Genomic DNA, 24,073 nt, shown 5'->3' with positions numbered 1-24,073 from the left:
CCATGAGCCGTGCCGCCAACAAACTGAGGGCCATCCACCCGGGCGAAATCCTGCGGGAGGAATTCATGGTGCCGCTCGAGCTGAGCATCAATGCGCTCGCGCGTGCCCTGGACGTGCCGGCCACCCGGCTGCATGCCATCGTGCATGAAACCCGGGGCGTCACCGCAGATACGGCGGCCCGGCTGGCGCGCCATTTCGGCGGTGACGCCGCCTCGTGGCTCGCACTGCAGGCCGAATACGACCTCAAGACCCTGTCTACGTGGCCGGACATCGAACGCAGGGTCATGCCGCGCGTTGCGGCCTGATCACCTTACGTTCGGAACCTCGTAGCCCAGGCGGTCCACCTGCTCGGGGTGCTGCGGCACGCGCTTGAGCTTGTCGGTGTTGACCCCGTACTGGTCGCGCAGGCGGGTGGCCAGTTCCTTGTACAGGTCCTTGTCCATGTCCGGCTTGCGCGCAAAGATCCAGGCCATCTCGCGGCCCGGGTACCCCAGCATCGCCCACGAATAGTCCGGCGCCACTTCCAGTACGCGGGTATGGGTCGGCACCACCTTGTAGAACCAGGTGCGCCAGTTGTGGTTGCCGCTTTCCTCGTCCACGGAGGCGCGCACGGTCAGTTCCTGCTGCGGCTGCGAGAAGCCATCGCGGAAGCGATACGTGATGGCCACCTTCTGGTCGCCGCGCAGCGTGTACTGGTTGACGCTGGCCACGTGGCCGCGCTCGACCGGGTTCGGCACGCGGCCGATGACGTACCAGGTACCCATGAACTTCTGCAGGTCGATCGGCGCGCTGGCCGGGGTGCTGACCGTCGGCACCGGGGTCGGCTTGCTGTCGCCGAACGCACAGGCGGACAGCAGCGACAGCGTCGACAGCAGCAGGACAACGCGAAGCGGGCGGTTCGAAGACATGCGGCGAAAAGCTCCAGTGGTGGTACAGGCCATGGGTCGGTCAGCGTGGCTGCAGGCATGGTGGGTGGGACGGAAGAGAACGTCAATGGCGGGAATGCGAAGGTCGCAGCCTGTGAGATGGCAGCACGGCAAGGTGACGCATCACTTTCGCATGGAGCCCTGTCATGACCCTGTCGTCTTCGCGCCGTTCCCGCACCCCGCAGCCTGGCACCCGCGCCCTGCAGGCCCCCGATCCCCGCGTCCTGCGGGGCGTTCGCCAGGTGGCCTTGGCCGGTCTGGCCGTGGTGCTGGTGTGGCCGGCCGCGCGTGGCAGCAGTGAATGGGTGGGGTGGTTGCCGATGTGGCTGGTCGGCATGCCGTGCCTGGCGTGGTGGAGCCTGTACCGCTTCCGCCTGCCGACGTCGCTGTTGGCCTGGCAGGCCCGCCGCCGGCGCGGCCCGCAGGCGCGGCGCCGGGTGCGCCGCGCGGCTCCCCGCCTTCGCCCTGACCTTCGACAGGGGGGAGCGGGGCAGGCCGTGTGATAGCGTCCGGGGGATATGACCGCCTGGAGCCGCAATGTCACGACTCGCCTCTGCCTGCCTGATGGCAGGCCTGTTCTCTGCTGGTGCCGCTGGAACCGCGATGGCCGCTGAGACCCCCGCCGATCCCTACGCCTGGCTGGAAGATGTCACCGGCGACACGTCCTTGGACTGGGTCAAGCAGCAGAACGCCAAGTCCGAAGGCCGCCTGGCCCAGACCCCGGCCTTCAAGCAGATGGAAGCCAGCATCCGCGAGGTGCTCGATTCGGATGCCAAGATCCCGGGCGTGCAGAAGATCGGCGAGTACTACTACAACTTCTGGAAGGACAAGCAGCACGAGCGCGGCCTGTGGCGGCGCACCACGCTGGATGAGTACCGCAAGCCGGCCCCGAAGTGGGAGACCGTGCTCGACCTGGACGCGCTGAACAAGGCCGAAGGCGAGAACTGGGTGTGGCACGGTGCCGAATGCCTGCGCCCGGAGTACACCCGCTGCCTCATTGCGCTGTCGCGCGGTGGCGCCGATGCCGACGTGACCCGCGAATTCGACCTGGCCAACAAGCGCTGGATCAAGGACGGCTTCTTCCGTCCCGAATCCAAGGGCGGGCTGGGCTGGATCGACCGCGACACCGTGTTCGTCTACACCGATTTCGGCAAGGACAGCATGACCACCTCCGGCTATCCGCGGGTGGCCAAGCTGTGGAAGCGCGGCACGCCGCTGTCGGCGGCCAGCGTGGTCTACGAAGGCAAGTCCGATGACATGTACATCGCGGCGATGCACGACGACACGCCCGGCTATGAGCGCAACCTGGTCAGCCGCACGCTGGCCTTCTACAACAACGAGATCTACCTGCGCGCCGACGATGGCACGCTGACCAGGATCGATGCGCCGAACTCGGCCGAAAAAGGCCTGCGCAAGCAGTGGCTCACCCTGGAGCTGCGCGATCCGTGGACGGTGGGTGGCAAGACCTATGCCGCCGGTTCGCTACTGATCACCAAGCTGGACGACTTCATTGCCGGCAAGCGTGACTTCGAGGTGCTGTTCGCCCCCACCGCGACCACCTCGCTGGCCGGCTCGAGCTGGACGAAGAACCACCTGGTGCTGAACGTGCTTGATGACGTCAAGAGCCGCCTGCAGGTGCTGACGCCGTCGGCCGAGGGCTGGAAGAAGAGCGACTTCACCGGCGCGCCCTCGTTCGGCACCGTAGCGGTAGGCGCGGTGGATGCCGACGAAAGCGATGCGGTGTGGATGACCGTCACCGACTACCTGACCCCGACCACCCTGGCGCTGGCAGAGATCGGAAAGCAGCCGGAAGTGCTCAAGACCATGCCGGCGTTCTTCGATGCCGAAGGCAAGGTGATCGAGCAGCACTTCGCCACCAGCAAGGACGGCACCCGCGTGCCGTACTTCGTGGTGCATGCCAAGGACATGAAGCTGGACGGGTCCAACCCGACCCTGCTGTACGGTTACGGCGGCTTCGAGATCTCGCTGACCCCGTCGTACTCCGGCGGCATGGGCCGCGCCTGGCTGGAAAAGGGCGGCGTGTACGTGGTGGCCAACATCCGTGGCGGTGGCGAGTACGGCCCGCGCTGGCACCAGGCGGCGCTGAAGCAGAACCGGCACAAGGCGTATGAGGACATGGCTGCAGTCGCCCGCGACCTGGTAAGCCGGAAGATCACCTCGCCCCGGCACCTGGGCGTGCAGGGCGGCAGCAACGGTGGCCTGCTCACCGGCAACATGCTCACCCAGTACCCGGAGCTGTTCGGGGCGGTGGTGGTGCAGGTGCCGCTGCTGGACATGAAGCGCTACAGCCACCTGCTGGCCGGCGCCTCGTGGATGGCCGAATACGGCAACCCCGACACCGCCGACTGGGCGTACATTCAAACCTTCTCGCCGTACCACCTGTTCGATCCGAAGAAAACGTATCCTCCGGTGCTGTTCACCACCTCGACCCGTGACGACCGCGTCCACCCGGGCCATGCCCGCAAGATGGCGGCGAAGATGATCGAGGCGGGCAAGGACGTGACCTACTACGAGAACATCGAAGGCGGCCACGGCGGCGCGGCGAACAATGCGCAGGCCGCGCACATGTCGGCGCTGGCCTACAGCTTCCTGTGGGAACGGTTGAAATAAGAAGGTGTGCCGACCAACGGTCGGCACCTACCCTCGGTAGCCACCGACCGTTGGTCGGTGCACGCCTCCGGGTGGTGGGGCGTCTGGTTGGCTCCACCCCTTTTGAACGCCGCGCGTGATGCGCGGCGTTTTTTTTCAGCCCTTCCAGGTTTCCAGGCCGCGCGTGATCCTTGCCACGGCTTCTTCCAATCGCGGAATTTCCTGCGTATACGCCAGCCGCACGTGCTGGTTGGCGCGGTAATGCCCGAAATCCAGGCCCGGGGTGAATGCAACGTGCTCGGTTTCCAGGAAGTGCGCGCAGAAGGCCTGCGCGTCATCGGTGAACCCGCTGACGTCGCAATAGAGATAGAACGCGCCTTCCGGTTCGACCTCGATGCGGAAGCCCAACGCCCGCAGGGCGGGCAGCAGGTAGTCGCGACGTGCCTGGAAGGCGTGGCGGCGCTGCTCGAAGACGGCGATGGTGTCCGGCTCGAAGCAGGCCAGCGCGGCATGCTGGGCGATGCTGGAGGCGCTGATGTACAGGTTCTGGGCCAGCTTCTCCAGGTCCGCCACGGCCTGCGGCGGTGCCACCAGCCAGCCCAGCCGCCAGCCGGTCATGCCGAAGTACTTGGAGAAGCTGTTGAGCACGAACGCCTCGTCGTCGACCTGCAGCACGCTGGGCGCATCCATGCCGTAGGTGAGGCCGTGGTAGATCTCATCCACCACCAGGTGGCCGCCACGCGCCTTCAACGACTGCGACAGCGCAGCCAACTGCGCCGACGACAACACCGTACCGGTCGGGTTGGCTGGAGACGCCACCAGCGCACCGACGCTGGCGGCATTCCAATGGGTGTCCACCAGGGATGGGGTCAACTGGTAGGCGGTGTGCGGCCCCACCGGCACCAGTTGCGCCGTGCCTTCCACCAGCCGCAGGAAATGGCGGTTGCACGGGTAGCCCGGGTCGGCCAGCAGCCAATGGCGGTCGGGATCGACCAGCAGGCTGCTGGCCAGCAACAGCGCGCCCGAGCCGCCCGGGGTGACCAGGATCCGCTCCGGGTCCAGGTCCAGGTTGTAGCGGGTGCCGTAGAACCCGGCGATGGCTGCACGCAGGGCCGGCAGCCCGCGCGCGGCGGTGTAGCGGGTATGCCCGGCGGCCAGCGCGGCCTGGCCGGCCTGTACGATGGGCGCGGCCGTGGTGAAGTCCGGCTCGCCGATTTCCAGGTGGATCACATCATGGCCGGCCTGTTCCAACGCCTGCGCGCGGGCCAGCAGGGACATCACGTGGAAGGGTTCGATTTCCTGGCTGCGGCGGCTGTAGCCGGCCGTGGGGATGCGGGTGCTCATGCACCCCATGATAGGCGAGGGCCTGCGCGCTTGCCGTGGGTGCCGCCGCGCCGCCAGACTGGCCACCATTGCATTCACTGGCAAGGAGCCCTATCTCGTGAAATCCCCCATTCCTTTTCTGGTTGCCACCCTGATGACCGCTTCCGTGCATGCCGCCCCCGCGCTGACCCCACCCGACGCCGAGAAGCATCCGCACGCGGTCACCACTCCGTTCGGTGCGACCCGCAATGACGATTACTACTGGCTGCGGGACGACAAGCGCGAAGCGCCGGCCATGCTGGCCTATCTGAATGCGGAGAACGCCTACACCGACCAGGTGATGGCCCCGCTCAAGCCGCTGCAGGACACCCTGTACAAGGAGATCGTCGGCCGCATCAAGCAGGACGATGCCAGCGTGCCGGCGCGCGAGCGCGGCTACTGGTATTACAGCCGCTACGAAACCGGCAAGGACTACCCGATCCAGGCGCGCCGCAAGGGCAGCATGGACGCGCCGGAAGAAATCCTGCTCGACCTCAACGTGATGGCCGAGGGCAAGGGCTACTTCGACGTGGGCGATGCCGACGTAAGCCAGGACAACCACCTGCTGGCCTGGGCCGAGGACGACGTCGGCCGCCGCCAGTATGTGATCCGTTTCAAGGACCTGCGCACCGGTGAGGTGCTGCCGGACCGCATTGAGAATGTCTCGGCCAACGTGGTCTGGGCCGACGACAACCGCACGCTGTTCTACGTGGAAAACGACCCGGAAACCCTGCTCACCGTGCGGGTGAAGAAGCACGTGTTGGGTACCCCGACCCGCAGCGACGTGCTGGTGTACGAGGAAGCGGACGACAGCTTCTACATGGGCGTGGGCCGCACCCGTGACGACCGCTTCATCACCATCGACCTGCACAGCACCGTCAGCTCAGAAAGCCGCTACGCACCCGCCGCCAACCCGCAGCAGTTCACGGTGCTGGCGCCACGTGCGCGCGATGTGGAATACGACGCCGACCATTTCGGTGGGCGCTGGGTGATCCGCACCAACGATGCCGGTGCGAAGAACTTCAAGATCGTCACCGCGCCCACCGATGCCACCGCACGCAGCCAGTGGACCGACTGGGTGGCGCACGATGACAACGTGCTGGTGGAGGGCTTCGAATTGTTCGACGGCTTCACCGCGATCGCCGAGCGCTCCAACGCGCTGGAGCGGGTGCGCCTGCTGTTCGCCGATGGGCGCCAGGACTACGTCAAGGCCGACGAGCCGGCGTATTCCATGGGCCTGGCCGCCAATCCCGAAGCGGATACGCCGTGGCTGCGCTATGCCTACACCTCGCTGACCACGCCGACCACCACCTACGAGCTCAACACCACCACCGGTGAGCGCCGCCAGCTCAAGCAGCAGCCGGTGATCGGCTATGACCCGGCGCAGTACACCACCGAACGGGTGTGGGTGACCGCGCGTGACGGCGCCAAGGTGCCGGTGTCGCTGGTCTACCGCAACGGTTTCAGGAAGGACGGCACGGGCGCGCTGTATCAGTACGCCTACGGCAGCTATGGCATGTCGATGGACCCGGGTTTCAACCAGACCGTGGTCAGCCTGCTCGATCGCGGCGTGGTGTATGCCATCGCGCACATCCGCGGCGGCGAGGAAATGGGCCGTGCGTGGTACGAGGACGGCAAGCTGTTGAAGAAGCAGAACACCTTCAACGACTTCGTCGATGTCACCCGCGAACTGGTCCGGCAGGGCTATGCCGCCAAGGACCGGGTGGCCGCGTCCGGTGGCAGCGCCGGCGGCCTGCTGATGGGTGCGGTGGCCAACCAGGCCCCGCAGGATTACCGGGTGATGGTGGCACAGGTGCCGTTCGTGGACGTGGTGACCACCATGCTGGATGCCAGCATCCCGCTCACCACCAACGAATACGACGAGTGGGGCAACCCGGAAAACCGCGAGTACTACGACTACATGCTGGGTTACTCCCCGTATGACAACGTGCAGCGCCAGGCCTACCCGTCGCTGTTCGTCGGCACCGGGTTGTGGGATTCGCAGGTGCAGTACTGGGAGCCGGCCAAGTGGGTGGCGCGCCTGCGCGACGACAACACCGGCACCGCGCCGATCGTGTTCCGCACGAACATGGAAGCCGGCCACGGCGGCAAGTCCGGCCGCTTCCAGCGTTACCTGGAGCTGGCCGAGTCGTATGCGTTCGTGCTCGACCAGCTGGGCATCGATACGGCGCCGTAACGCTGCGTGCCGGCGCCGACCATCGCGGTCGGCGCCGGGCCTCGCTATCCTCACGGCATGACCCTGCCCGAACGCCCCGAGCACCCCGATGCCGCCCCTGCGCGGCCATCGGTACGCTTCCGCTGGGCCTGGTGGTTGCTTGCCTATGCCAGCCTGGGCACCGGCATCGTCGGCATCTTCGTACCCGGCCTGCCGACCACGGTGTTCATCCTGATTTCGGCCTGGGCCGCCTCACGCGGTTCCGAGCGCCTGCACACCTGGCTGCTGCAGCACCCACGGTTCGGCCCGGCCATCGGCAACTGGCAGGCGCATGGCGCGGTCAGCCGCAAGGGCAAGTGGATGGCCACCCTGACCATGGCGGTATGCGCCGGCATCATGCTGTGGTGCGTGCCGATCGCCTGGGTGAAGTGGCTGTCGATCGGCTGCATGACGGTGGTGGCGGCGTGGCTGTGGACCCGGCCGTTGCCGCCCTAGCACTGCCCGGGCCGGCCAACGGCCGGCGCTACCCATGGCGGCAGTCACCGGTCCGGGCGCACCGGTCCCATCTGGGCGTTCATTGAATCGGCACACCTGTCCTTTCGCGCGCCGCTATACTCGGGCCATGAGCATCCCCCATCGCAATCGCATCCTGATTCCGTTGGCAGCGCTGGCGCTGCTGTTCCTTTCGGCCTGTGGCAACAAGGGCCCGCTGGTCATGCCGCAGAAGCCGGTGCCGGTCGAAGAGCAGGCCGTCGAGCCGGCCGCCGATGCCGAGGCGGTGCCGGAAGACACCAACGCCACCGACGATCCGCCGGTCGTGCCCGATCCGGTCGACCCGCAGCTCAACTCCGACGACGGGAATGAGTAAGGCCGCCTCCACCGCGCTGCGCTTCAGCAAGATGCACGGCGCGGGTAACGACTTCGTCGTGCTCGACCTGCGCGACGGTACCCCTGCACCCACCCCGGCATTGGCGGCCCAGCTGGCCAACCGCCACACCGGCGTCGGTTGCGACCAGATCCTGACCATCGAACCGCCGCGCGCGGACGGCTCGGTTGCGGCCTACCGCATCTGGAATTCGGACGGCTCGCAGTCCGAACAATGCGGCAACGGCGCGCGCTGCGTCGCGGCCTGGCTGGTGCGCGATGGTGCGGCGCAGGGCGAACGTTTCAACATCGACAGCCCGCTGGCCACCCACGCCATTGAACGTATCGGCGCCGATCACTACGCGGTGGCCATGGGCGTGCCGCGCTTCGAGCCGGACCAGGTGCCGTTGCTGGGCTTTGCCCGTGCGCGCGAGGAATACCTGCTGCCGCTGCAGGGCGATACCGTGCGCTTTGGCGCGGTCTCCATGGGCAACCCGCATGCCGTGATCGAAGTCGGCCTGGTCGACGCCGCACCGGTCGAACGGCTGGGGCCCCTGCTGCAGCAGCACGCGACCTTCCCGCAGTCGGTCAATGTCGGCTTCGTGCAGGTGGTCGATCCGCAGCATGCGCGCCTGCGCGTGTTCGAACGCGGCGTCGGCGAAACGCTGGCCTGCGGCAGTGGCGCCTGCGCCGCCGCCGTGGTGATGATGCAGCGCGGCCGCCTGCAGCGTGACGCCACGGTGTCGCTGCCGGGGGGCGACCTGCGCCTGCGTTGGCCGGCCGACGACGCCCAGGTGGTGATGTCCGGACCGGCCGCATTCGTCTTCGAAGGGGAGTGGAACGCATGAGCGACACCATCGAGAAGATCGGCGCACATGAAGTCGCCGCGTGGCTGCGCCGGCACCCGGCGTTCCTGAAGCAGTTCCCGGACCTGGCCTTGACCCTGGTGGTGCCGCGCGACGATGGCCCCACCGCGTCGCTGGCCAGCTACCAGCTGGAAGTGCTGCGCGACAAGAACCGCGAGCTGTCGCGCCGGCTGGCCGACCTGGCGGCCAACGCGCAGGTCAACGAACGCCTGGCCGTGCGCACCCACCAGCTCACGCTGGCCCTGATGAAGCAGGACAGCGCCGCCGATACCCTGCGCGCGATGGCCGCCTCGCTGGAGGAAGACTTCGCCGGTGACCTGGTGCGGCTGGTGGTGTTGCACCCGGTGCAGGGCCTGGAGCAGGCGCCGTGGCTGCAGGTGATCGAAGAAGGCAGCCCGCTGCTGGCCTCGTTCCGCGATTGCCTGAAGGATGGCGAGCCGATCTGCGGCCGCCTGCAGCCGGAGAAGAACACGGTGCTGTACGGCGGGCGCGTGGATGAAGTGCAGTCCAGCGCATTGCTGCCGTTGCCGGGCGTGGGCCTGATCGCGGTGGGCAGCCATGATGGCAACCGCTTCTACCCGGGCATGGGCACGCTGTTCCTGCGCATGATGGGCGAGGCGCTGGCCGTGGCCCTCAAGCGCTTCGACCCGGCCTGAGACCGCGCCGGCGGCATCCCGCATGAACGCCGTCCAGGATTTCCTCGGGTACCTGCAGGTGGAGCGCCGCGCATCGGCGCACACGCTGGATGCCTACCGCCGTGACCTGGCCGCGCTCGATGCCTGGGCGATCCAGCAGGAGGGCAGCGCGGAAGGGCTCGATGGCGCGCAGCTGCGCCAGTTCATCGCTGCCGAACACCGCCGCGGGCTGGCGCCAAAATCACTGCAGCGCCGGCTGTCGGCCTGCCGCAGTTTCTACGCGTGGCTGCTCAAGCACCATCGCATCGCAGTCAGTCCCGCCGCCGGCCTGAAAGCCCCGAAGGCACCGCGAAAATTGCCGCAGGTGCTCGATGCCGACGAAGCGGTGCGCCTGGTGGAACTGCCCACCGATGCACCGCTCGGTCTGCGCGACCGCGCGCTGCTCGAACTGTTCTATTCCTCCGGCCTGCGTTTGAGTGAACTGTGCGCGCTGATCTGGCGCGACCTGGATTTCGCCACCGGTCTGGTCAACGTGCTCGGCAAGGGCAATCGCCAGCGTCGCGTGCCGTTTGGTTCGCACGCACGCGAGGCGCTGCTGGGATGGCGTGCGGAGAGCGGCGGCGGCGACGCGCAGCCGGTGTTCCCCGGGCGCAAGGGCGGGCCGATCACCCAGCGCGCCGTGCAGATCCGCATCCGCCAGCTGGCCCAGCGCCAGGGCCTGTTCAAGCACGTGCACCCGCACATGCTGCGGCACAGTTTCGCCAGCCATATCCTCGAATCCTCCGGTGACCTGCGCGGCGTGCAGGAGCTGCTGGGCCATGCCGATATCGCCACCACGCAGATCTACACCCACCTGGATTTCCAGCACCTGGCCAAGGTCTACGACGCCGCGCACCCACGGGCAAAGCGGCGCACGGGCGACAACGAAAGCTGAACCGGACCACTGCGTCACCCGGGCGCAGGGCAGGGCGGCTTGAAGGATCGGCCGGTGGCCCCACCTCTGTTCTTGTCACCCCGGAGGCTCCATGGACCCCAGTCAGAACCCCAACGTGTTTCACGCCACCACCATCATTTCGGTGCGCCGCAACGGTCATGTCGCCGTCGCCGGCGATGGCCAGGTCACCCTCGGCCACACCGTCATGAAGGGCAACGCGCGCAAGGTGCGCCGCCTGGGCCGCGAGGGCCAGGTGCTGGCCGGATTCGCCGGTGCCGCCGCCGACGCCTTCACCCTGTTCGAGCTGTTTGAAGCCAAGCTCGAAAAGCACGGCCAGCTGCAGCGTGCCGCCGTGGAGCTGGCCAAGGATTGGCGTACCGAACGCCGCCTGGGCAAGCTCGAAGCCCTGCTCGCCGTGGCCGACAAGGACACCTCGCTGATCATCAGCGGCACCGGTGACGTTATCGAACCGGAAGACGGCATCATCGCGATCGGCTCCGGCGGTTCCTACGCCTTGTCCGCCGCGCGCGCACTGCTGGCGCACACCGAACTGGATGCGCGCACCATCGCCACCGAATCGATCAACATCGCCGGCGACATCTGCATCTACACCAACCGCAACGTGGTGGTCGAGGAGCTTTGACCCTGCGGGTCAAATCGGTAGAGCCGACTGTTGGTCGGCAGCATGGATCAGCCGTAGTGCCGACTGTTAGTCGGCAGCATGGATCAGCAGCCGACTAACAGTCGGCTCTACCGGTCGGCTCTACCAGTCGGGTCCACCTCACCGTTACGTCAGTGCCGCAGGCCCGGACAGCCCTGCCATTTTCCCCAGAATTTTTTGTGAGCGCACCCATGCCGCACAACAACGAATCATCCTCCGCCACCATGACCCCGCGCGAAATCGTGCAGGAGCTGGACCGCCACATCGTCGGCCAGCACGACGCCAAGCGCGCCGTGGCCATCGCCCTGCGCAACCGCTGGCGGCGCATGCAGCTGCCAGCCGAGCTGCGCGATGAAGTGATGCCCAAGAACATCCTGATGATCGGCCCGACCGGCGTCGGCAAGACCGAAATCGCACGCCGCCTGGCCACCTTGGCCAAGGCCCCGTTCGTCAAGGTGGAAGCCACCCGCTTCACCGAAGTCGGCTACGTCGGCAAGGACGTCGAACAGATCATCCGCGACCTGGCTGATACCGCCGTCAAGCTGTACCGCGAAATGGCCAAGGTGCGCGTGCGCAACCAGGCCGAAGAGCGTGCCGAAGACCGCATCCTCGACGCACTGCTGCCGCGTCGTGCCGGCGGCATCGGCTTTGATCCTGAAGCCGCCCGCAACGAACCCTCCGCGCAGGACAACGAAACCCGCATCAAGTTCCGCCGCATGCTGCGCAACGGCGAGCTGGACGAGCGCGAGATCGAACTGGAAGTGGCCGCCAACATCGGCGTGGACATCATGACCCCGCCGGGCATGGAGGAAATGGGCCAGCAGCTGCGCCAGATGTTCTCCAGCCTGGGCGGCGGCAAGGCGCAGAAGCGCACCGTCACCATCAAGGCCGCGCGCCCGCTGCTGGTGGAAGAGGAAGCCGGCAAGCTGGTCAACGAAGACGACATCCGCAGCGCCGCGATCGAAGCCTGCGAACAGCACGGCATCGTCTTCATCGACGAGATCGACAAGGTCGCCAAGCGCGGCGACAACGTCGGCGGCGGCGATGTCTCCCGCGAAGGCGTGCAGCGCGACCTGCTGCCGCTGGTGGAAGGCTCCAACGTGTCCACCAAGTACGGCACGGTCAAAACCGACCACATCCTGTTCATCGCTTCCGGCGCGTTCCACCTGGCCAAGCCGAGCGACCTGATTCCCGAACTGCAGGGCCGCTTCCCGATCCGCGTGGAACTGGGTGCCCTGAGCAAGCAGGATTTCGTCCGCATCCTGACCGAGCCCAAGGCCGCGCTGACCAAGCAGTACGAAGCGCTGCTGGCCACTGAAGGCGTGACCGTGAACTTCACCGAAGACGCCGTGGATCGCCTTGCCGAAATCGCGTTCCAGGTCAACGAACGCCAGGAAAACATCGGCGCACGTCGCCTGCACACCGTGTTGGAACGCCTGCTCGATTCGCTGAGCTACGAAGCCCCGGACCGCGACGGCGAAACCCTGGCCATCGATGCGGCCTACGTCGACAAGCACCTGGGCGAGCTGGTCAAGGATCCGGACCTGAGCCGGTACATCCTGTAAGCGGCGGGTCAACGAGGCAGAGCCGGGCTTTGCCCGGCTGCTCTTCGCTCGAACGTCATGGCGCCTGATGGGCGGCTTCGGAACCTCTAAACGCCGGAATGTTGGCCGTGATCGTCGCGCAAACGCCTTCGGACGGTTGGTCCGCGCTACGCGCGGTGTCCGGCCAACGGCCGGGGCTACGAGTTGTTACGTAACGTCCGGAGATCTGGATATGCCAGCCGACGCCGATGGTTGATTGATCCCGATCCCAATGGCCCCGTAGAAATTCGTAGCCCCGGCCGTTGGCCGGACACCGCGCGCAGCGCGGCCCGAATGTCCGGAGCCGGTGACGTGCCCGGTCGGATTCATGCGTCCGGGTGTAAACCCAGACCGAAACCACCCACCAGTCACCCTTGTCGCCAGCACACGGGCGACATCGGACCAATCACGCCTCGTCGTCGGTCGGCAGGGCTTCGGGTGGGGCGCCCGGTACGAATACGCCAGGCTTTACGAAGGCGCCGAAAACGGCGTCCAGGGTCTGGGTGCCGTCGCGCTGCAGCTCGAACAGTTCCGGTTCCAGCATCGCGCTGTACAGCACGCCGGTCAGGCTGGTGCTGATGATGCGGGCTACCGTGTCCACGTCCACGCCCTCGCGCAGTTGCCCCAGCTCGCGCGCGCGCTCGAATGCCGCGCTGAAAATCGCCAGCTCCTCACGCGACGCCTCCAGCTGCAGCTGCTGCATCGCCTGGCTTTCCACCGAAAGGTCGTTGCGCAGCATGATCTCCATCATGTTGCGCAACCGCTCGTCCGTGGCCAGTTCCCGGAAGGAGACCAACAGCGCCGAGCGCAGGTCCAGTACCGGCGTGTTGCGCCGTGACGAGGTCGTCCGCCGCAGCCGCTCGATGAACGGCACCCGCTCGCGGTCGATCATCGCCGTCAGCACTTCGGTCTTGTTCTTGAAATGCCAATACACCGCGCCGCGGGTATAGCCCGCGCGCTCGCCGATCATCGCCAGGCTGGTGTTGGCGACCCCGAATTCGTGGAAGCAGCTCTGGGCCGCATCCAGGATGCCTTCCCGGGTGGCCTGCGCCGCTTCTTTGGTTTTTCTGGCCATGGCGCTGTGTGCACGTGCTGGATGAAACCGGCCTGAATTGTACCCGTTTACAAACAAACATGCATGTATGTATATTTACGCCCCACTGCTATCCGGTGAGGCGTGCGCGTACCCGCGCGGGCCCGGCCACCCCCATTCCCGTTCCTGCTGCGAGCCTCCCATGTCCCGTACCCCGTACCGTCTTCTCGCGCTGTCCCTCGCGATCGCCCTGACCGTGTCCGCCTGCGGCGGGGGAGGTGAAGAGGGTCCGCAGGGCGGGCCGGGGCAGGTCACCGTGGCCACCCTGAAGGCCGAACAGGTCGGCCTCACCCGCGAGCTGCCCGGCCGCACCAATGCCTTCCTGGTCGCCGAAGTGCGCCCGCAGGTCAGTGGCATCGTCGCCAAGCGGCTGTTCACCGAGGGCGGCCTGGTCAACGCCGGCCAGCCGCTGTACCAGGTCGATGACGCCAGCTACCGCGCCGATGCCAACAGTGCCCGTGCCCAGCTGGCCCGCGCCGAAGCCACCGCCAACGCCGCCCGCCTGAGCGCCAAGCGCATCACCGAGCTGGCCAAGGTCGATGCAGTCAGCCAGCAGGACCTGGAAAACGCCGTGGCCGCCCAGAAACAGGCCGAAGCCGATGTCGGCGCCGCCAAGGCCGCCCTGGACGCGGCCAACGTCACCTTGGGCTTCGCCCGGATCACCGCACCGATCAGTGGCCGCATCGGCAAGTCCAGCGTCACCCAGGGCGCGCTGGTCAGCGCCGGCCAGGCCGACGCGCTGGCCACGGTGCAGCAGCTCGACCCGATCTACGTCGACCTGACCCAGTCGGCCAGCGAACTGCTGCAGCTGCGCCGCGAACTGGCCAGTGGCCGCCTGCAGGACAACCAGAGCCTGCCGGTGACCGTACTGCTCGACGACGGCACCGAGTTCGACCACAAGGGCACCCTGGAATTCTCCGAAGTCAGCGTCGACCCCACCACCGGCAGCTACGCGCTGCGGGTCAAGGTCGCCAACCCCGACCAGGTGCTGATGCCCGGCATGTACGTGCGTGCGGTGGTCGGTAGCGGCGTGCGCGACAACGCGCTGCTGGTGCCCATGCAGGGCATCGCCCGCGACGCCAAGGGCGACACCAGCGCCATGGTGGTCGGCAAGGACAACAAGGTCGAAGTGCGTCCGGTCAAGGTCAGCCGCGCGCTGGGCAGCAGGTGGCTGGTCGAAGACGGCCTGAAGCCCGGCGACAAGGTCATCGTTGAAGGCCTGCAGAAGATCCAGCCGGGCATGCCCGTGCAGGCCACCGAGATGGGCGCCGCGCCGGCCAAGCCGGCAACGCCGGCGGCCGCGGCCGACAAGCAGTAAGCGGAGAATTCCATGGCTCGTTACTTTATTGATCGCCCCATCTTCGCGTGGGTGATTGCGATCATCATCATGCTCGCCGGTGCGCTGGCGGTGCTCAAGCTGCCGGTGTCGATGTACCCGGAAGTGGCACCGCCCGCCGTCGAGATCAGCGCGTCCTACCCGGGCGCATCGGCCAAGGTGGTCGAGGACTCGGTGACCCAGATCATCGAGCAGAACATGAAGGGCATCGATGGCCTGATCTACTTCTCCTCCAACAGCTCGGCCAACGGCCAGGCCACCATCACCCTCACCTTCGAGAGCGGCACCGATCCGGACATCGCCCAGGTCCAGGTGCAGAACAAGCTGCAGCTGGCCATGCCGCTGCTGCCGCAGGAAGTACAGCGCCAGGGCATCAACGTGGCCAAGTCCAGCAGCGGCTTCCTGCAGGTGATCGGCTTCGTCTCCAACGATGGCAGCATGGATGCCAACGACATTTCCGACTACGTCGGCTCCAATGTCGTCGATCCGCTCAGCCGCGTGCCGGGCGTGGGCAACATCCAGGTGTTCGGCGGCAAGTACGCCATGCGCATCTGGCTGGACCCCAACAAGCTGCACACCTACAAGCTGTCGGTGGACGAGGTCACCGCGGCGATCACCGCACAGAACGCCCAGGTGGCCATCGGCCAGCTCGGCGGCGCGCCGTCGGTGAAGGGCCAGCAGCTCAACGCCACCATCAACGCGCAGGACCGCCTGCAGACCCCGGAACAGTTCCGCAACATCCTGGTCCGCGGTGGTGCCGATGGCAGCGAGCTGCGCTTGGGCGATGTGGCCCGGGTCGAGCTGGGCGCCGAAAGCTATGACTTCGTGACCCGCTACAACGGCAAGCCGTCCAGCGGCATCGCGATCACCCTGGCCACCGGCGCCAACGCGCTGGATACCGCCAACGGCGTGCGCGCCGCGCTGGAGGACCTGAAGGAAAACTTCCCGGCCGGGCTGGAATCGGTAGTGCCGTATGACACCACCCCGTTCGTGCAGGTCTCGATCAAGGGCGTCATCAAGACCCTGATCGAAGCCATCGTGCTGGTGTTCGTGGTGATGTACCTGTTCCTGCAGAACTTCCGCGCCACCCTGATCCCCACCATCGCCGTACCGGTAGTGCTGCTGGGCACGTTCGGCATCCTGGCCGCGCTGGGCTTCTCGATCAACATGCTGACCATGTTCGCCATGGTGCTGGCGATCGGCCTGCTGGTGGACGATGCCATCGTGGTGGTGGAGAACGTCGAACGCATCATGTCCGAAGAAGGGTTGTCGCCGTTGGAGGCCACCCGCAAGTCGATGAGCCAGATCACCGGCGCGCTGGTCGGCATCGGCCTGGTGCTGTCGGCGGTGTTCGTCCCGATGGCCTTCATGAGCGGCTCCACCGGCGTGATCTACCGACAGTTCTCGGCCACGATCGTGTCCGCGATGGCACTGTCGGTGCTGGTCGCCATCGTGCTCACCCCGGCGCTGTGCGCCACCATGCTCAAGCCGCTGAAGAAGGGCGAGCACCACGTGGCGCACAAGGGCTGGTCCGGGCGCTTCTTCGGCGGCTTCAACCGCGGCTTCGACCGTTCCAGCGAAACCTACCAGCGCGGGGTCAAGGGCATCCTGGCGCGGCCGTGGCGCTTCATGGCCATCTTCGTGGCATTGGCCGTGGCGATGGGCGTGCTGTTCGCGCGCCTGCCCAGCTCGTTCCTGCCCAATGAAGACCAGGGCATCCTGATGGCGCTGGTGCAGACCCCGGTCGGCGCCACCCAGGAACGTACCCTGGAGGCGATGTACAAGCTGGAAGACCACTTCCTGAAGAACGAGACCGAAGCCGTGGAGTCGGTGTTCTCGGTGCAGGGCTTCAGCTTCGCCGGCATGGGCCAGAACGCGGGCATGGCCTTCATCAAGCTCAAGGACTGGAAGGAGCGTGATGCCGACCAGGGCGTAGGCCCGATCACCGGGCGCGCGATGGGCGCGCTGGGCCAGATCAAGGACGCCTTCATCTTCGCCTTCCCGCCGCCGGCCATGCCGGAGCTGGGCATCGGCTCGGGCTACACCTTCTTCCTGAAGGACAACAGCGGCCAGGGCCACGAGGCCCTTCTCAATGCGCGCAACCAGCTCCTCGGCGGCGCCGGGCAGAGCAAGCTGCTGGCCAACGTGCGCCCGAACGGCCAGGAAGACACCCCGCAGCTGCGCATCGACGTGGACGTGGAAAAGGCCAATGCACTGGGCCTGTCGACCAGCGCGATCAACAGCACCCTGGCCGCCGCGTGGGGCAGCAGCTACATCGATGACTTCATCGACCGGGGCCGGGTCAAGCGCGTGTACGTGCAGTCCGATGCGCCGTTCCGCATGAACCCGGACGACTTCAACCTGTGGTCGGTGAAGAACAACGCCGGTGAAATGGTGCCGTTCAGCGCCTTCGCCTCCAAGCGCTGGGACTATGGTTCGCCGCGCCTGGAGCGCTACAACGGCGTGTCGGCGATGGAAATCCAGGGCGAGCCCGCACCGGGCGTGGCCTCGGGCGATGCCATGGCCGAGATCGAACGCATCGCCAAGGACCTGCCGCCGGGCTTCGAGATCGAATGGACTGCGCTGTCCTACCAGGAACGCCAGGCCGGTTCGCAGACGCCGCTGCTGTACACGCTGTCGCTGCTGATCGTGTTCCTGTGCCTGGCCGCGCTGTATGAAAGCTGGAGCGTGCCGACCTCGGTGCTGCTGGTGGCGCCGCTGGGCATCCTCGGTGCGGTGCTGGCCAATACCCTGCGTGGCATGGAACGCGACATCTACTTCCAGGTGGCGATGCTGACCACGGTGGGCCTGACCAGCAAGAACGCGATCCTGATCGTGGAGTTCGCCAAGGAAAACCTGGAGAAGGGCGCAGGCGTGCTGGAAGCCACCATGCACGCGGTACGCGACCGCCTGCGGCCGATCATCATGACCTCGCTGGCATTCGGCCTGGGCGTGCTGCCGCTGGCCATCGCCTCGGGCGCCGGTTCGGGTGCGCAGCGCGCGATCGGTACGGGCGTGCTGGGCGGCATGATCGTCGGCACCGTGCTAGGCCTGTTCTTCATTCCGCTGTTCTTTGTCGTGGTGCAGAAGCTGTTCAACCGCGGCACCAGGAACGGTGGGTCCCGGCCGTTGGTCGGGACGAACTCCAATGAAGGTGACACCCATGAATAAGGCTTTCCTTGCCCTGGCCATGACCGCCGCCCTCTCCGGCTGCGCCATGCTCGAGCCACGCAGCACCGAGGTCGCCCCGGCGATCCCGGCACAGTGGCCGGCCACCACCTCCACCGCTGAGGCGGTGGAGGTGGCCGACATCGGCTGGCGCGACTACTTCGTCGACGAGCGGCTGCAATCGCTCATCGCCCAGTCGCTGGAGAACAATCGCGACCTGCGCGTGGCCGTGCTCAATGTGGACAAGGCGCGTGCGCAGTACCGCATCCAGCGTGCCGACCGGGTTCCCGCGCTCGGCGTGCAGGGGCAGATGACCCGCAGCGGTGGCGATGTGCCGGTCACCGAGCAGTTCAGCGCCAACCTCGGCGTGGTCGAGTTCGAACTGGACCTGTTCGGCCGTGTGCGCAACCTGAGCCAGGCGGCGCTGCAGCAGTACTTCGCCGAGGCGGCCAACCGCCGCAACGCGCAGCTGTCGCTGGTGGCCGAAGTGGCCAACGCGTGGTTGACCCTGGGTGCCGACAGCGAGCAGCTGAAGATCGCCGAGGCCACCCTGGCCACCCATGAGGATTCGCTGCGCCTGAGCGAGGCGCGCCACCAGCTGGGCGGTGCCTCGGCGCTGGAACTGAGCCAGACCCGCACGCTGGTGGAAACCGCGCGCACCGATGTTGCCCGCTACCAGGGCCAGGTCGCGCAGGACCGCAACGCGCTGGCGCTGCTGGCCGGTGGCCCGATCGACGAGGCGTTGCTGCCCGCCAGCGAAGCCACCGACGTGGCCGCCGTGCGCGCGGTGCCGGCGGGCGTTCCCGGTGAGGTGCTGCTGCGCCGCCCGGACGTGATGGCGGCCGAGCACACGCTGCTGGCGGCCAACGCCAACATCGGCGCCGCACGCGCGGCGTTCTTCCCGTCGATCAGCCTCACCGGCAGCGTTGGGTCCACCTCGTCGGAGCTGTCGGGGTTGTTCGATGCCGGCACCCGCGCGTGGAGCTTCATGCCCACGTTGAACCTGCCGATCTTCCAGGGCGGTAAGCTGCGCGCCGGGCTGGGCGTGGCCAATGCCAACCGCGATATCGCGCTGGCGCAGTACGAGAAGGCGATCCAGTCCGGGTTCCGCGAGGCCGCCGACGCACTGGCGCTCAACGACAGCCTGGATGCGCAGCTGGCGTCACAGCAGGCGCTGGTGGCGGCGGCCGAACAGGCACGGACGCTGTCGCAGGCGCGCTATGACGCTGGGCTGGACAGCTTCCTGACCCTGCTGGACGCGCGGCGGACCGCGTACACCGCGCGGCAGTCGCTGGTGACCACGCAGTTGAACCGGTTGTCCAACCAGGTGGCCCTGTACAAAGTGCTGGGTGGCGGGTGGTATGAACGCGGCGATGTGGCCGCGCGGTAACTACCGACTCCGCGCCTTTTCCAGGGCTTTGGTCGCATCGCGCGCCATCTGTTCGTAGGTGCGGCGGATCTCTTCCAGCCGCTCCTCGTCCAGTTCTTCAAGATCCAGCAGTTCGTTGTTGGCCGCCGCGGTCACCCGGATCAGCTCGTCGAGCTTGATCTGGATGGCGGCGGTGTCGGCGTTCTGGCTGTGCTGGATCAGGAACACCATCAGGAACGTGATGATGGTGGTGCCGGTGTTGATCACCAGCTGCCAGGTGTCGTTGAACTTGAATACGGGCCCGGTGAGGGCCCAGATCAGCACGATGCTGACCGCACCGAGGAAAGTCCACGGCGTACCCGCCGCGTAGGACGCCTTCTTGGCGACGAGGTTGAACACGCTGCGAAGTTTCATGGGAACCGGAACACTGGAACGGGTCCCATCAATGGCAGGCGCCCCGTGTAGGCGCCGTGCAGCCGTGGCTCAGGCGCTCGCGCTCAGGCGCGGACGCGCATTCTGGTCATGCTGGCTCATCAGGTAGACGTGTTCCCAGACGTCCTCGACGAATTTCCGCGCGTCATCCACGCTGAGTTTGGCCATGATCTGCGCCGCGTACTGGTGCTGGAAGGCTTCTTCGCGCTCTTCGTCGGAGGCCTTGGGGTGGGTGATCAGCGAATCGCAGGCGAACTTGATCCAGGGGATGTAATGCCCGAAGGACGCGGATTTCAGCTCGTCAGCGACATGCTTCTCGCGCCAGTAGTTCACCTCGGCCTCGACATTGATAACGGCGGGAATGGAGCGTGGGACGGAGGACATGGCTGCTTCGATTCGAAAGGAAGGAAGGGAAAGGCAACCTGATAGTGCGTAAAACCCGGTGCATGGCGCGTCATGGCGGTGTGCAGCGCGCGTGCGCGCACTGCCATTCAACTGAAGCATTCATGACTGCGTGGCGCCACACGCAGGCGGTGTGGCGCATCTGGCATGTTTCGCTACGCGGCCGCGCAGGAACCGGCGCTTACTCGCCGATGTCTTCGTTCCACACCTCGGGATGGGCCGAGATGAATCCGCCCAGCAGGTCGATGCATTCCTGGCTCTGCATGTCGATCACTTGCACGCCGTTTTCGCGCAGCCAGTCGATACCGCCCTGGAAGGTGACTGATTCACCCACCACCACCGTGCCGATGTTGAACTGGCGCACCAGCCCGCTGCAGTACCAGCAGGGGGCCAGGGTGGTGACCATGATGGTTTCCTGGTAGCGGCGCTGGCGGCCGGCCTTGCGGAACGCGTCGGTTTCACCGTGCACGGACGGGTCGCCCTCCTGGACCCGGCGGTTGTGGCCGCAGCCGAGCAGGCGGCCGTCGTTGTGGTACAGGGCAGCGCCGATGGGGATGCCGCCTTCGGCCAGGCCCTGGCGGGCTTCGGCGATGGCGGTTTCAAGCAGGGCGGCGTAGTCGGGGGTGGTGATCATGGGCGGTCCGTTCAACTGAAGGGGCCATCATAAGGTGCCGCCGGCCGGCCAGCGGTGCGATAATCGGGGCCATGAGCGAATCCCCCTACAAGACTGGCACCACCCATTTCGGCTTCCGCGATGTCGCCGCCAAGGACAAGCAGAAGCTGGTGGGCGAAGTGTTCACCTCGGTCGCGCGCAACTACGACCTGATGAACGACCTGATGAGCCTGGGCATCCACCGGGCGTGGAAGCGCTACTACGTGGCCACCGCGCAGGTGAAGCCGGGTGACAGCGTGCTCGACCTGGCTGGCGGCACCGGCGACATCGCCGCGCTGCTCAAGGAGCGCGTGGGCGACGACGGCCAGGTGGTGGTCGGCGACATCAACGCCGGCATGCTCACCGTGGGCCGCGACCGCCTGACCAACCGCGGCCTGGTGGCCGGCCTGGACTTCGTCCAGTGCAACGCCGAGGCGCTGCCGTTCCCGGATGCCAGCTTCGACCTGGTGACCATCGCCTTCGGGCTGCGCAACGTGACCGACAAGGACGCCGCCCTGCGCGAGATGTACCGCGTGCTCAAGGTGGGCGGCCAGGCGCGGGTGCTGGAGTTCTCCGAAGTCACCGCCGACTGGTTCAAGCCGATCTACGATTTCCATTCGTTCAAGATCCTGCCCAAGCTGGGCCAGCTGTTCGCCCGCGACGGCGACAGCTACCAGTACCTGGCCGAGAGCATCCGCAAGCACCCGCCGCAGGAGCAGCTCAAGACCATGATGGGCGAGGCCGGTTTCGCGCGCTGCCATTACAAGAACCTGACCGGCGGCATCGTCTCGATCCACTCCGGTTACAAGGTTTGAGACACCGGTCCGGTTCCCGCTGAGCCAAGGCGGCCGGTGGGGCGCGCCTGCCGTGCGAGGGTGACTGAATGGGGAATGGGTAGCCGGTCACATCCCGGGCGGGCGAAGTCAGGGGTAAACTGGCGGTTTCACCCTGATCGGTCCCGATTCATGCGATCCCCGTTCCTGCTGATTCCCCTGGCCGTCGCGCTTGCCGCCGGCTGCTCCAAAGAGCCCGCCGCCCCGACCGCGGCCCCCGCCGCCCAGCCGAGCGCCGACACTGCCGTGAAAGCCGTCAACCGCAGCCACGATGAAAGTTCCTACGCCGAACCGGACAAGGTCGTCATCAAGGACCTGGGCCTGGACCTGAAGCTGGATTTCGACAGCAGGCAGATCGGCGGCACCGCCACCTACACCCTGGAGTGGAAGGACAAGGCAGCCAAGCAGCTGGTGCTGGACACCCGCGAGCTCACCATCGAGAAGGTCGAAGCCGTCGCCGCCGATGGCAGCGCCGCGCCGCTGCAGTTCGCGCTGGCGCCGGCCGACAAGGTGTTCGGCAGCAAGCTGACCATCGACGCCCCGGCCCAGCCGGGCAAGGTGCGGGTGACCTACCACACCGCGCCGACCGCCTCGGGCCTGCAGTGGCTGGAGCCGTCGATGACCGAAGGCAAGCAGCTGCCCTTCATGTTCAGCCAGTCCCAGGCCATCCACGCGCGTTCGTGGGTGCCGCTGCAGGACACGCCGAGCGTGCGCTTCACCTACAGCGCGCACGTGGCTTCGCGCCCGGACGTGATGGTGCTGATGAGCGCCGACAACGACCCCAAGGCCGCGCGTGACGGTGATTACACCTTCAAGATGCCGCAGCCGATTCCGTCCTACCTGCTGGCCATCGCCGCCGGCGACCTGGTGTTCGAGCCGATCTCCGGTCGTTCCGGCGTCTGGGCCGAACCGACCATGGTCGGCAAGGCCGCCAAGGAATTCGAAGACACCGAGAAGATGATCGGTGCGGCCGAAAAGCTCTATGGCGAATACCGCTGGGGCCGCTACGACATGCTGGTGCTGCCGCCGTCGTTCCCGTTCGGCGGCATGGAGAACCCGCGCCTGACCTTCGCCACCCCGACCGTGATCGTGGGCGACAAGTCGCTGGTCTCGCTGGTGGCCCATGAACTGGCGCACAGCTGGTCGGGCAACCTGGTGACCAACTCCAGCTGGAAGGACATCTGGCTCAACGAAGGCTTTACCACCTACGTGCAGGGCCGCATCACCGAAGCGCTGTATGGCCAGGAAATGGCCGAGATGGAGCGCGAGATCGACCAGAACGACCTGCTGGCCGAGGTCAAGGACATGAGCCCGGCCGACCAGGCCCTGGCCCTGCCGCCGCTGACCGAGCGCGACCCGGACGAGGCGCTGAGCAACGTGGCCTACGTCAAGGGCTCGTGGTTCCTGCAGTTCCTGGAGCAGCGCTTTGGGCGTGAAGTGTTCGATCCGTTCCTGCGTGGCTGGTTCGATGACCACGCATTCCAGAGCGCCAACACCGACCAGTTCGTCGAGTACCTGAAGAAGAACCTGCTGTCCAAGAAGCCGGGCGCGGTGACCGACGCCGAGCTGAAGGCATGGCTGGACGAGCCGGGCATTCCGGCGTTCGCCACCAAGGCGCGTTCGCGCAACTTCTCCATCGTCGATACCGCGCGCATTGCATGGCAGGGCAGTGGCACGCTGCCGAGCGCGCAGATCACCAGCGAATGGGGTACCCAGGAATGGGTGCACTTCATCGACGGCATGGGCAAGACCCTGCCCGTGGACAAGCTGGCTGCGCTGGACAAGGCGTACGCGTTCACCGGTACCGCCAATGGCGAGATCGCCATGCGCTGGTACCCGCTGGCGATCCGCAGCGGTTATCAGGAGGCCAATGAAGCGGCCGGTGCCTTCATCGAACGCGTTGGCCGGCGCAAGCTGATCCTGCCGATCTACGCCGAACTGGTGAAGACCCCGGAAGGCCTGGCGTTCGCCAAGGCGGCCTTTGAAAAGGCCAAGCCCAGCTACCACCCGATCACCACGGCATCGGTGCAGGACATGCTGGACAAGGCAAGCGCGGGCAAGTAACCGCCAGCGCTGCGTTGAACAGGAACGGCGGGGGAAAACCCCGCCGTTTTTCATTGTTAAAGTAGGTAGGTGACGCCTCTTGGCGTCCTCGCTGACACCTGGAGCCC

At 66.6% G+C, this 24,073-nt stretch carries 22 protein-coding genes; 16 read left to right on the top strand and 6 right to left on the bottom strand.

From position 1 onward, the window contains the following. The first annotated feature begins 2 nt into the window (after window positions 1-2). Window positions 3-305 (top strand): HigA family addiction module antitoxin, encoded by a 303-nt coding sequence (locus AC06E7_RS03995; RefSeq protein ID WP_478063108.1) that lies wholly within the window; start codon window positions 3-5, stop codon window positions 303-305. Here the strand turns inward: AC06E7_RS03995 and AC06E7_RS03990 are convergent, their stop codons facing one another. Further along, a complete protein-coding gene (locus tag AC06E7_RS03990; RefSeq protein WP_068854071.1) occupies window positions 306-908 on the bottom strand; it encodes a lipocalin family protein in 603 nt (200 codons plus the stop codon). A gap of 164 nt (window positions 909-1,072) precedes the next feature. Between AC06E7_RS03990 and AC06E7_RS03985 the strand changes: the two genes are divergently transcribed. Together AC06E7_RS03985 and AC06E7_RS03980 are read left to right on the top strand one after the other, a co-directional pair. Further along, a complete protein-coding gene (locus AC06E7_RS03985) occupies window positions 1,073-1,429 on the top strand; it encodes a hypothetical protein (RefSeq protein ID WP_478063106.1) in 357 nt (118 codons plus the stop codon). A 34-nt stretch (window positions 1,430-1,463) separates the two neighbouring features. Beyond that, a complete protein-coding gene (locus tag AC06E7_RS03980) occupies window positions 1,464-3,557 on the top strand; it encodes a prolyl oligopeptidase family serine peptidase (protein ID WP_478063105.1) in 2,094 nt (697 codons plus the stop codon). 135 nt (window positions 3,558-3,692) lie between these two features. Here the strand turns inward: AC06E7_RS03980 and AC06E7_RS03975 are convergent, their stop codons facing one another. After that, entirely contained in the window at window positions 3,693-4,880 is a 1,188-nt protein-coding gene (locus AC06E7_RS03975; RefSeq protein ID WP_478063103.1) for a pyridoxal phosphate-dependent aminotransferase, read from the bottom strand. A gap of 133 nt (window positions 4,881-5,013) precedes the next feature. Between AC06E7_RS03975 and AC06E7_RS03970 the strand changes: the two genes are divergently transcribed. The 8 genes from AC06E7_RS03970 (at window position 5,014) to hslU (ending at window position 12,599) form a co-directional block, all read left to right on the top strand. Then, a complete protein-coding gene (locus AC06E7_RS03970; protein ID WP_478063102.1) occupies window positions 5,014-7,095 on the top strand; it encodes a S9 family peptidase in 2,082 nt (693 codons plus the stop codon). Between the two features lie 57 nt (window positions 7,096-7,152). After that, the gene (locus AC06E7_RS03965; RefSeq protein WP_068854066.1) at window positions 7,153-7,569 is read left to right on the top strand and encodes a YbaN family protein; all 417 of its coding nucleotides are present in this window, start codon (window positions 7,153-7,155) and stop codon (window positions 7,567-7,569) included. A gap of 127 nt (window positions 7,570-7,696) precedes the next feature. Then, window positions 7,697-7,942: an LPS translocon maturation chaperone LptM gene (gene lptM, locus AC06E7_RS03960; protein WP_068854065.1), complete on the top strand. Its 246-nt coding sequence runs from the start codon at window positions 7,697-7,699 to the stop codon at window positions 7,940-7,942. Next, window positions 7,935-8,786: a diaminopimelate epimerase gene (gene dapF / locus AC06E7_RS03955; protein ID WP_478063100.1), complete on the top strand. Its 852-nt coding sequence runs from the start codon at window positions 7,935-7,937 to the stop codon at window positions 8,784-8,786. The genes lptM and dapF overlap by 8 nt, the downstream gene beginning before the upstream one ends. Beyond that, a complete protein-coding gene (locus tag AC06E7_RS03950) occupies window positions 8,783-9,460 on the top strand; it encodes a DUF484 family protein (protein ID WP_068854063.1) in 678 nt (225 codons plus the stop codon). Before dapF ends, AC06E7_RS03950 begins: the two co-directional genes overlap by 4 nt. Before the next feature lie 22 nt (window positions 9,461-9,482). Beyond that, complete coding sequence (xerC, locus tag AC06E7_RS03945; protein WP_093533981.1) at window positions 9,483-10,373, top strand: tyrosine recombinase XerC; 891 nt, start codon at window positions 9,483-9,485, stop codon at window positions 10,371-10,373. A 91-nt stretch (window positions 10,374-10,464) separates the two neighbouring features. Then, window positions 10,465-11,016 carry an ATP-dependent protease subunit HslV gene (gene hslV, locus AC06E7_RS03940; RefSeq protein WP_017356659.1) on the top strand — a complete coding sequence of 184 codons (552 nt, stop codon included), beginning with the start codon at window positions 10,465-10,467 and terminating at the stop codon, window positions 11,014-11,016. A 209-nt stretch (window positions 11,017-11,225) separates the two neighbouring features. Further along, a complete protein-coding gene (gene hslU / locus AC06E7_RS03935) occupies window positions 11,226-12,599 on the top strand; it encodes an ATP-dependent protease ATPase subunit HslU (protein ID WP_095362980.1) in 1,374 nt (457 codons plus the stop codon). A gap of 424 nt (window positions 12,600-13,023) precedes the next feature. On the opposite strand, the gene AC06E7_RS03930 is transcribed toward hslU, so the two are convergent. Continuing rightward, window positions 13,024-13,692, bottom strand: a complete 669-nt coding sequence (locus AC06E7_RS03930; RefSeq protein WP_068854060.1) for a TetR family transcriptional regulator — start codon at window positions 13,690-13,692, stop codon at window positions 13,024-13,026. 160 nt (window positions 13,693-13,852) lie between these two features. Here AC06E7_RS03930 and smeD point away from each other — a divergent pair, with 160 nt between their 5' ends. The 3 genes from smeD to AC06E7_RS03915 are packed head-to-tail and all read left to right on the top strand — an operon-like array spanning window position 13,853 to window position 19,604. Beyond that, window positions 13,853-15,028 carry a multidrug efflux RND transporter periplasmic adaptor subunit SmeD gene (gene smeD / locus AC06E7_RS03925; protein ID WP_478063097.1) on the top strand — a complete coding sequence of 392 codons (1,176 nt, stop codon included), beginning with the start codon at window positions 13,853-13,855 and terminating at the stop codon, window positions 15,026-15,028. A 12-nt stretch (window positions 15,029-15,040) separates the two neighbouring features. Further along, window positions 15,041-18,217 (top strand): multidrug efflux RND transporter permease subunit SmeE, encoded by a 3,177-nt coding sequence (gene smeE / locus AC06E7_RS03920; RefSeq protein WP_478063095.1) that lies wholly within the window; start codon window positions 15,041-15,043, stop codon window positions 18,215-18,217. Then, window positions 18,210-19,604 carry an efflux transporter outer membrane subunit gene (locus tag AC06E7_RS03915; RefSeq protein ID WP_478063093.1) on the top strand — a complete coding sequence of 465 codons (1,395 nt, stop codon included), beginning with the start codon at window positions 18,210-18,212 and terminating at the stop codon, window positions 19,602-19,604. The genes smeE and AC06E7_RS03915 overlap by 8 nt, the downstream gene beginning before the upstream one ends. On the opposite strand, the gene AC06E7_RS03910 is transcribed toward AC06E7_RS03915, so the two are convergent. The 3 genes from AC06E7_RS03910 to AC06E7_RS03900 all read right to left on the bottom strand — a co-directional run bounded on the left by AC06E7_RS03910 (window position 19,605) and on the right by AC06E7_RS03900 (window position 21,051). Then, window positions 19,605-19,997 (bottom strand): low affinity iron permease family protein, encoded by a 393-nt coding sequence (locus AC06E7_RS03910; RefSeq protein ID WP_478063092.1) that lies wholly within the window; start codon window positions 19,995-19,997, stop codon window positions 19,605-19,607. It lies immediately after the preceding gene. A gap of 69 nt (window positions 19,998-20,066) precedes the next feature. Then, on the bottom strand, window positions 20,067-20,399 hold the full coding sequence (locus AC06E7_RS03905) for a hypothetical protein (protein ID WP_068854055.1): 333 nt from the start codon (window positions 20,397-20,399) through the stop codon (window positions 20,067-20,069). 199 nt (window positions 20,400-20,598) lie between these two features. Further along, window positions 20,599-21,051, bottom strand: coding sequence for a nucleoside deaminase (locus AC06E7_RS03900; RefSeq protein ID WP_478063090.1), 453 nt, complete (start codon window positions 21,049-21,051; stop codon window positions 20,599-20,601). A gap of 71 nt (window positions 21,052-21,122) precedes the next feature. Here AC06E7_RS03900 and ubiE point away from each other — a divergent pair, with 71 nt between their 5' ends. Then, window positions 21,123-21,884, top strand: a complete 762-nt coding sequence (gene ubiE, locus AC06E7_RS03895) for a bifunctional demethylmenaquinone methyltransferase/2-methoxy-6-polyprenyl-1,4-benzoquinol methylase UbiE (protein ID WP_068854053.1) — start codon at window positions 21,123-21,125, stop codon at window positions 21,882-21,884. Between the two features lie 150 nt (window positions 21,885-22,034). Then, complete coding sequence (locus AC06E7_RS03890) at window positions 22,035-23,966, top strand: M1 family metallopeptidase (RefSeq protein WP_478063088.1); 1,932 nt, start codon at window positions 22,035-22,037, stop codon at window positions 23,964-23,966. Window positions 23,967-24,073: the final 107 nt, after the last annotated feature.

This window comes from Stenotrophomonas sp. Steno-Z4, from assembly GCF_056393145.1.
This window is presented reverse-complemented; position numbering and strand designations above follow the sequence as displayed.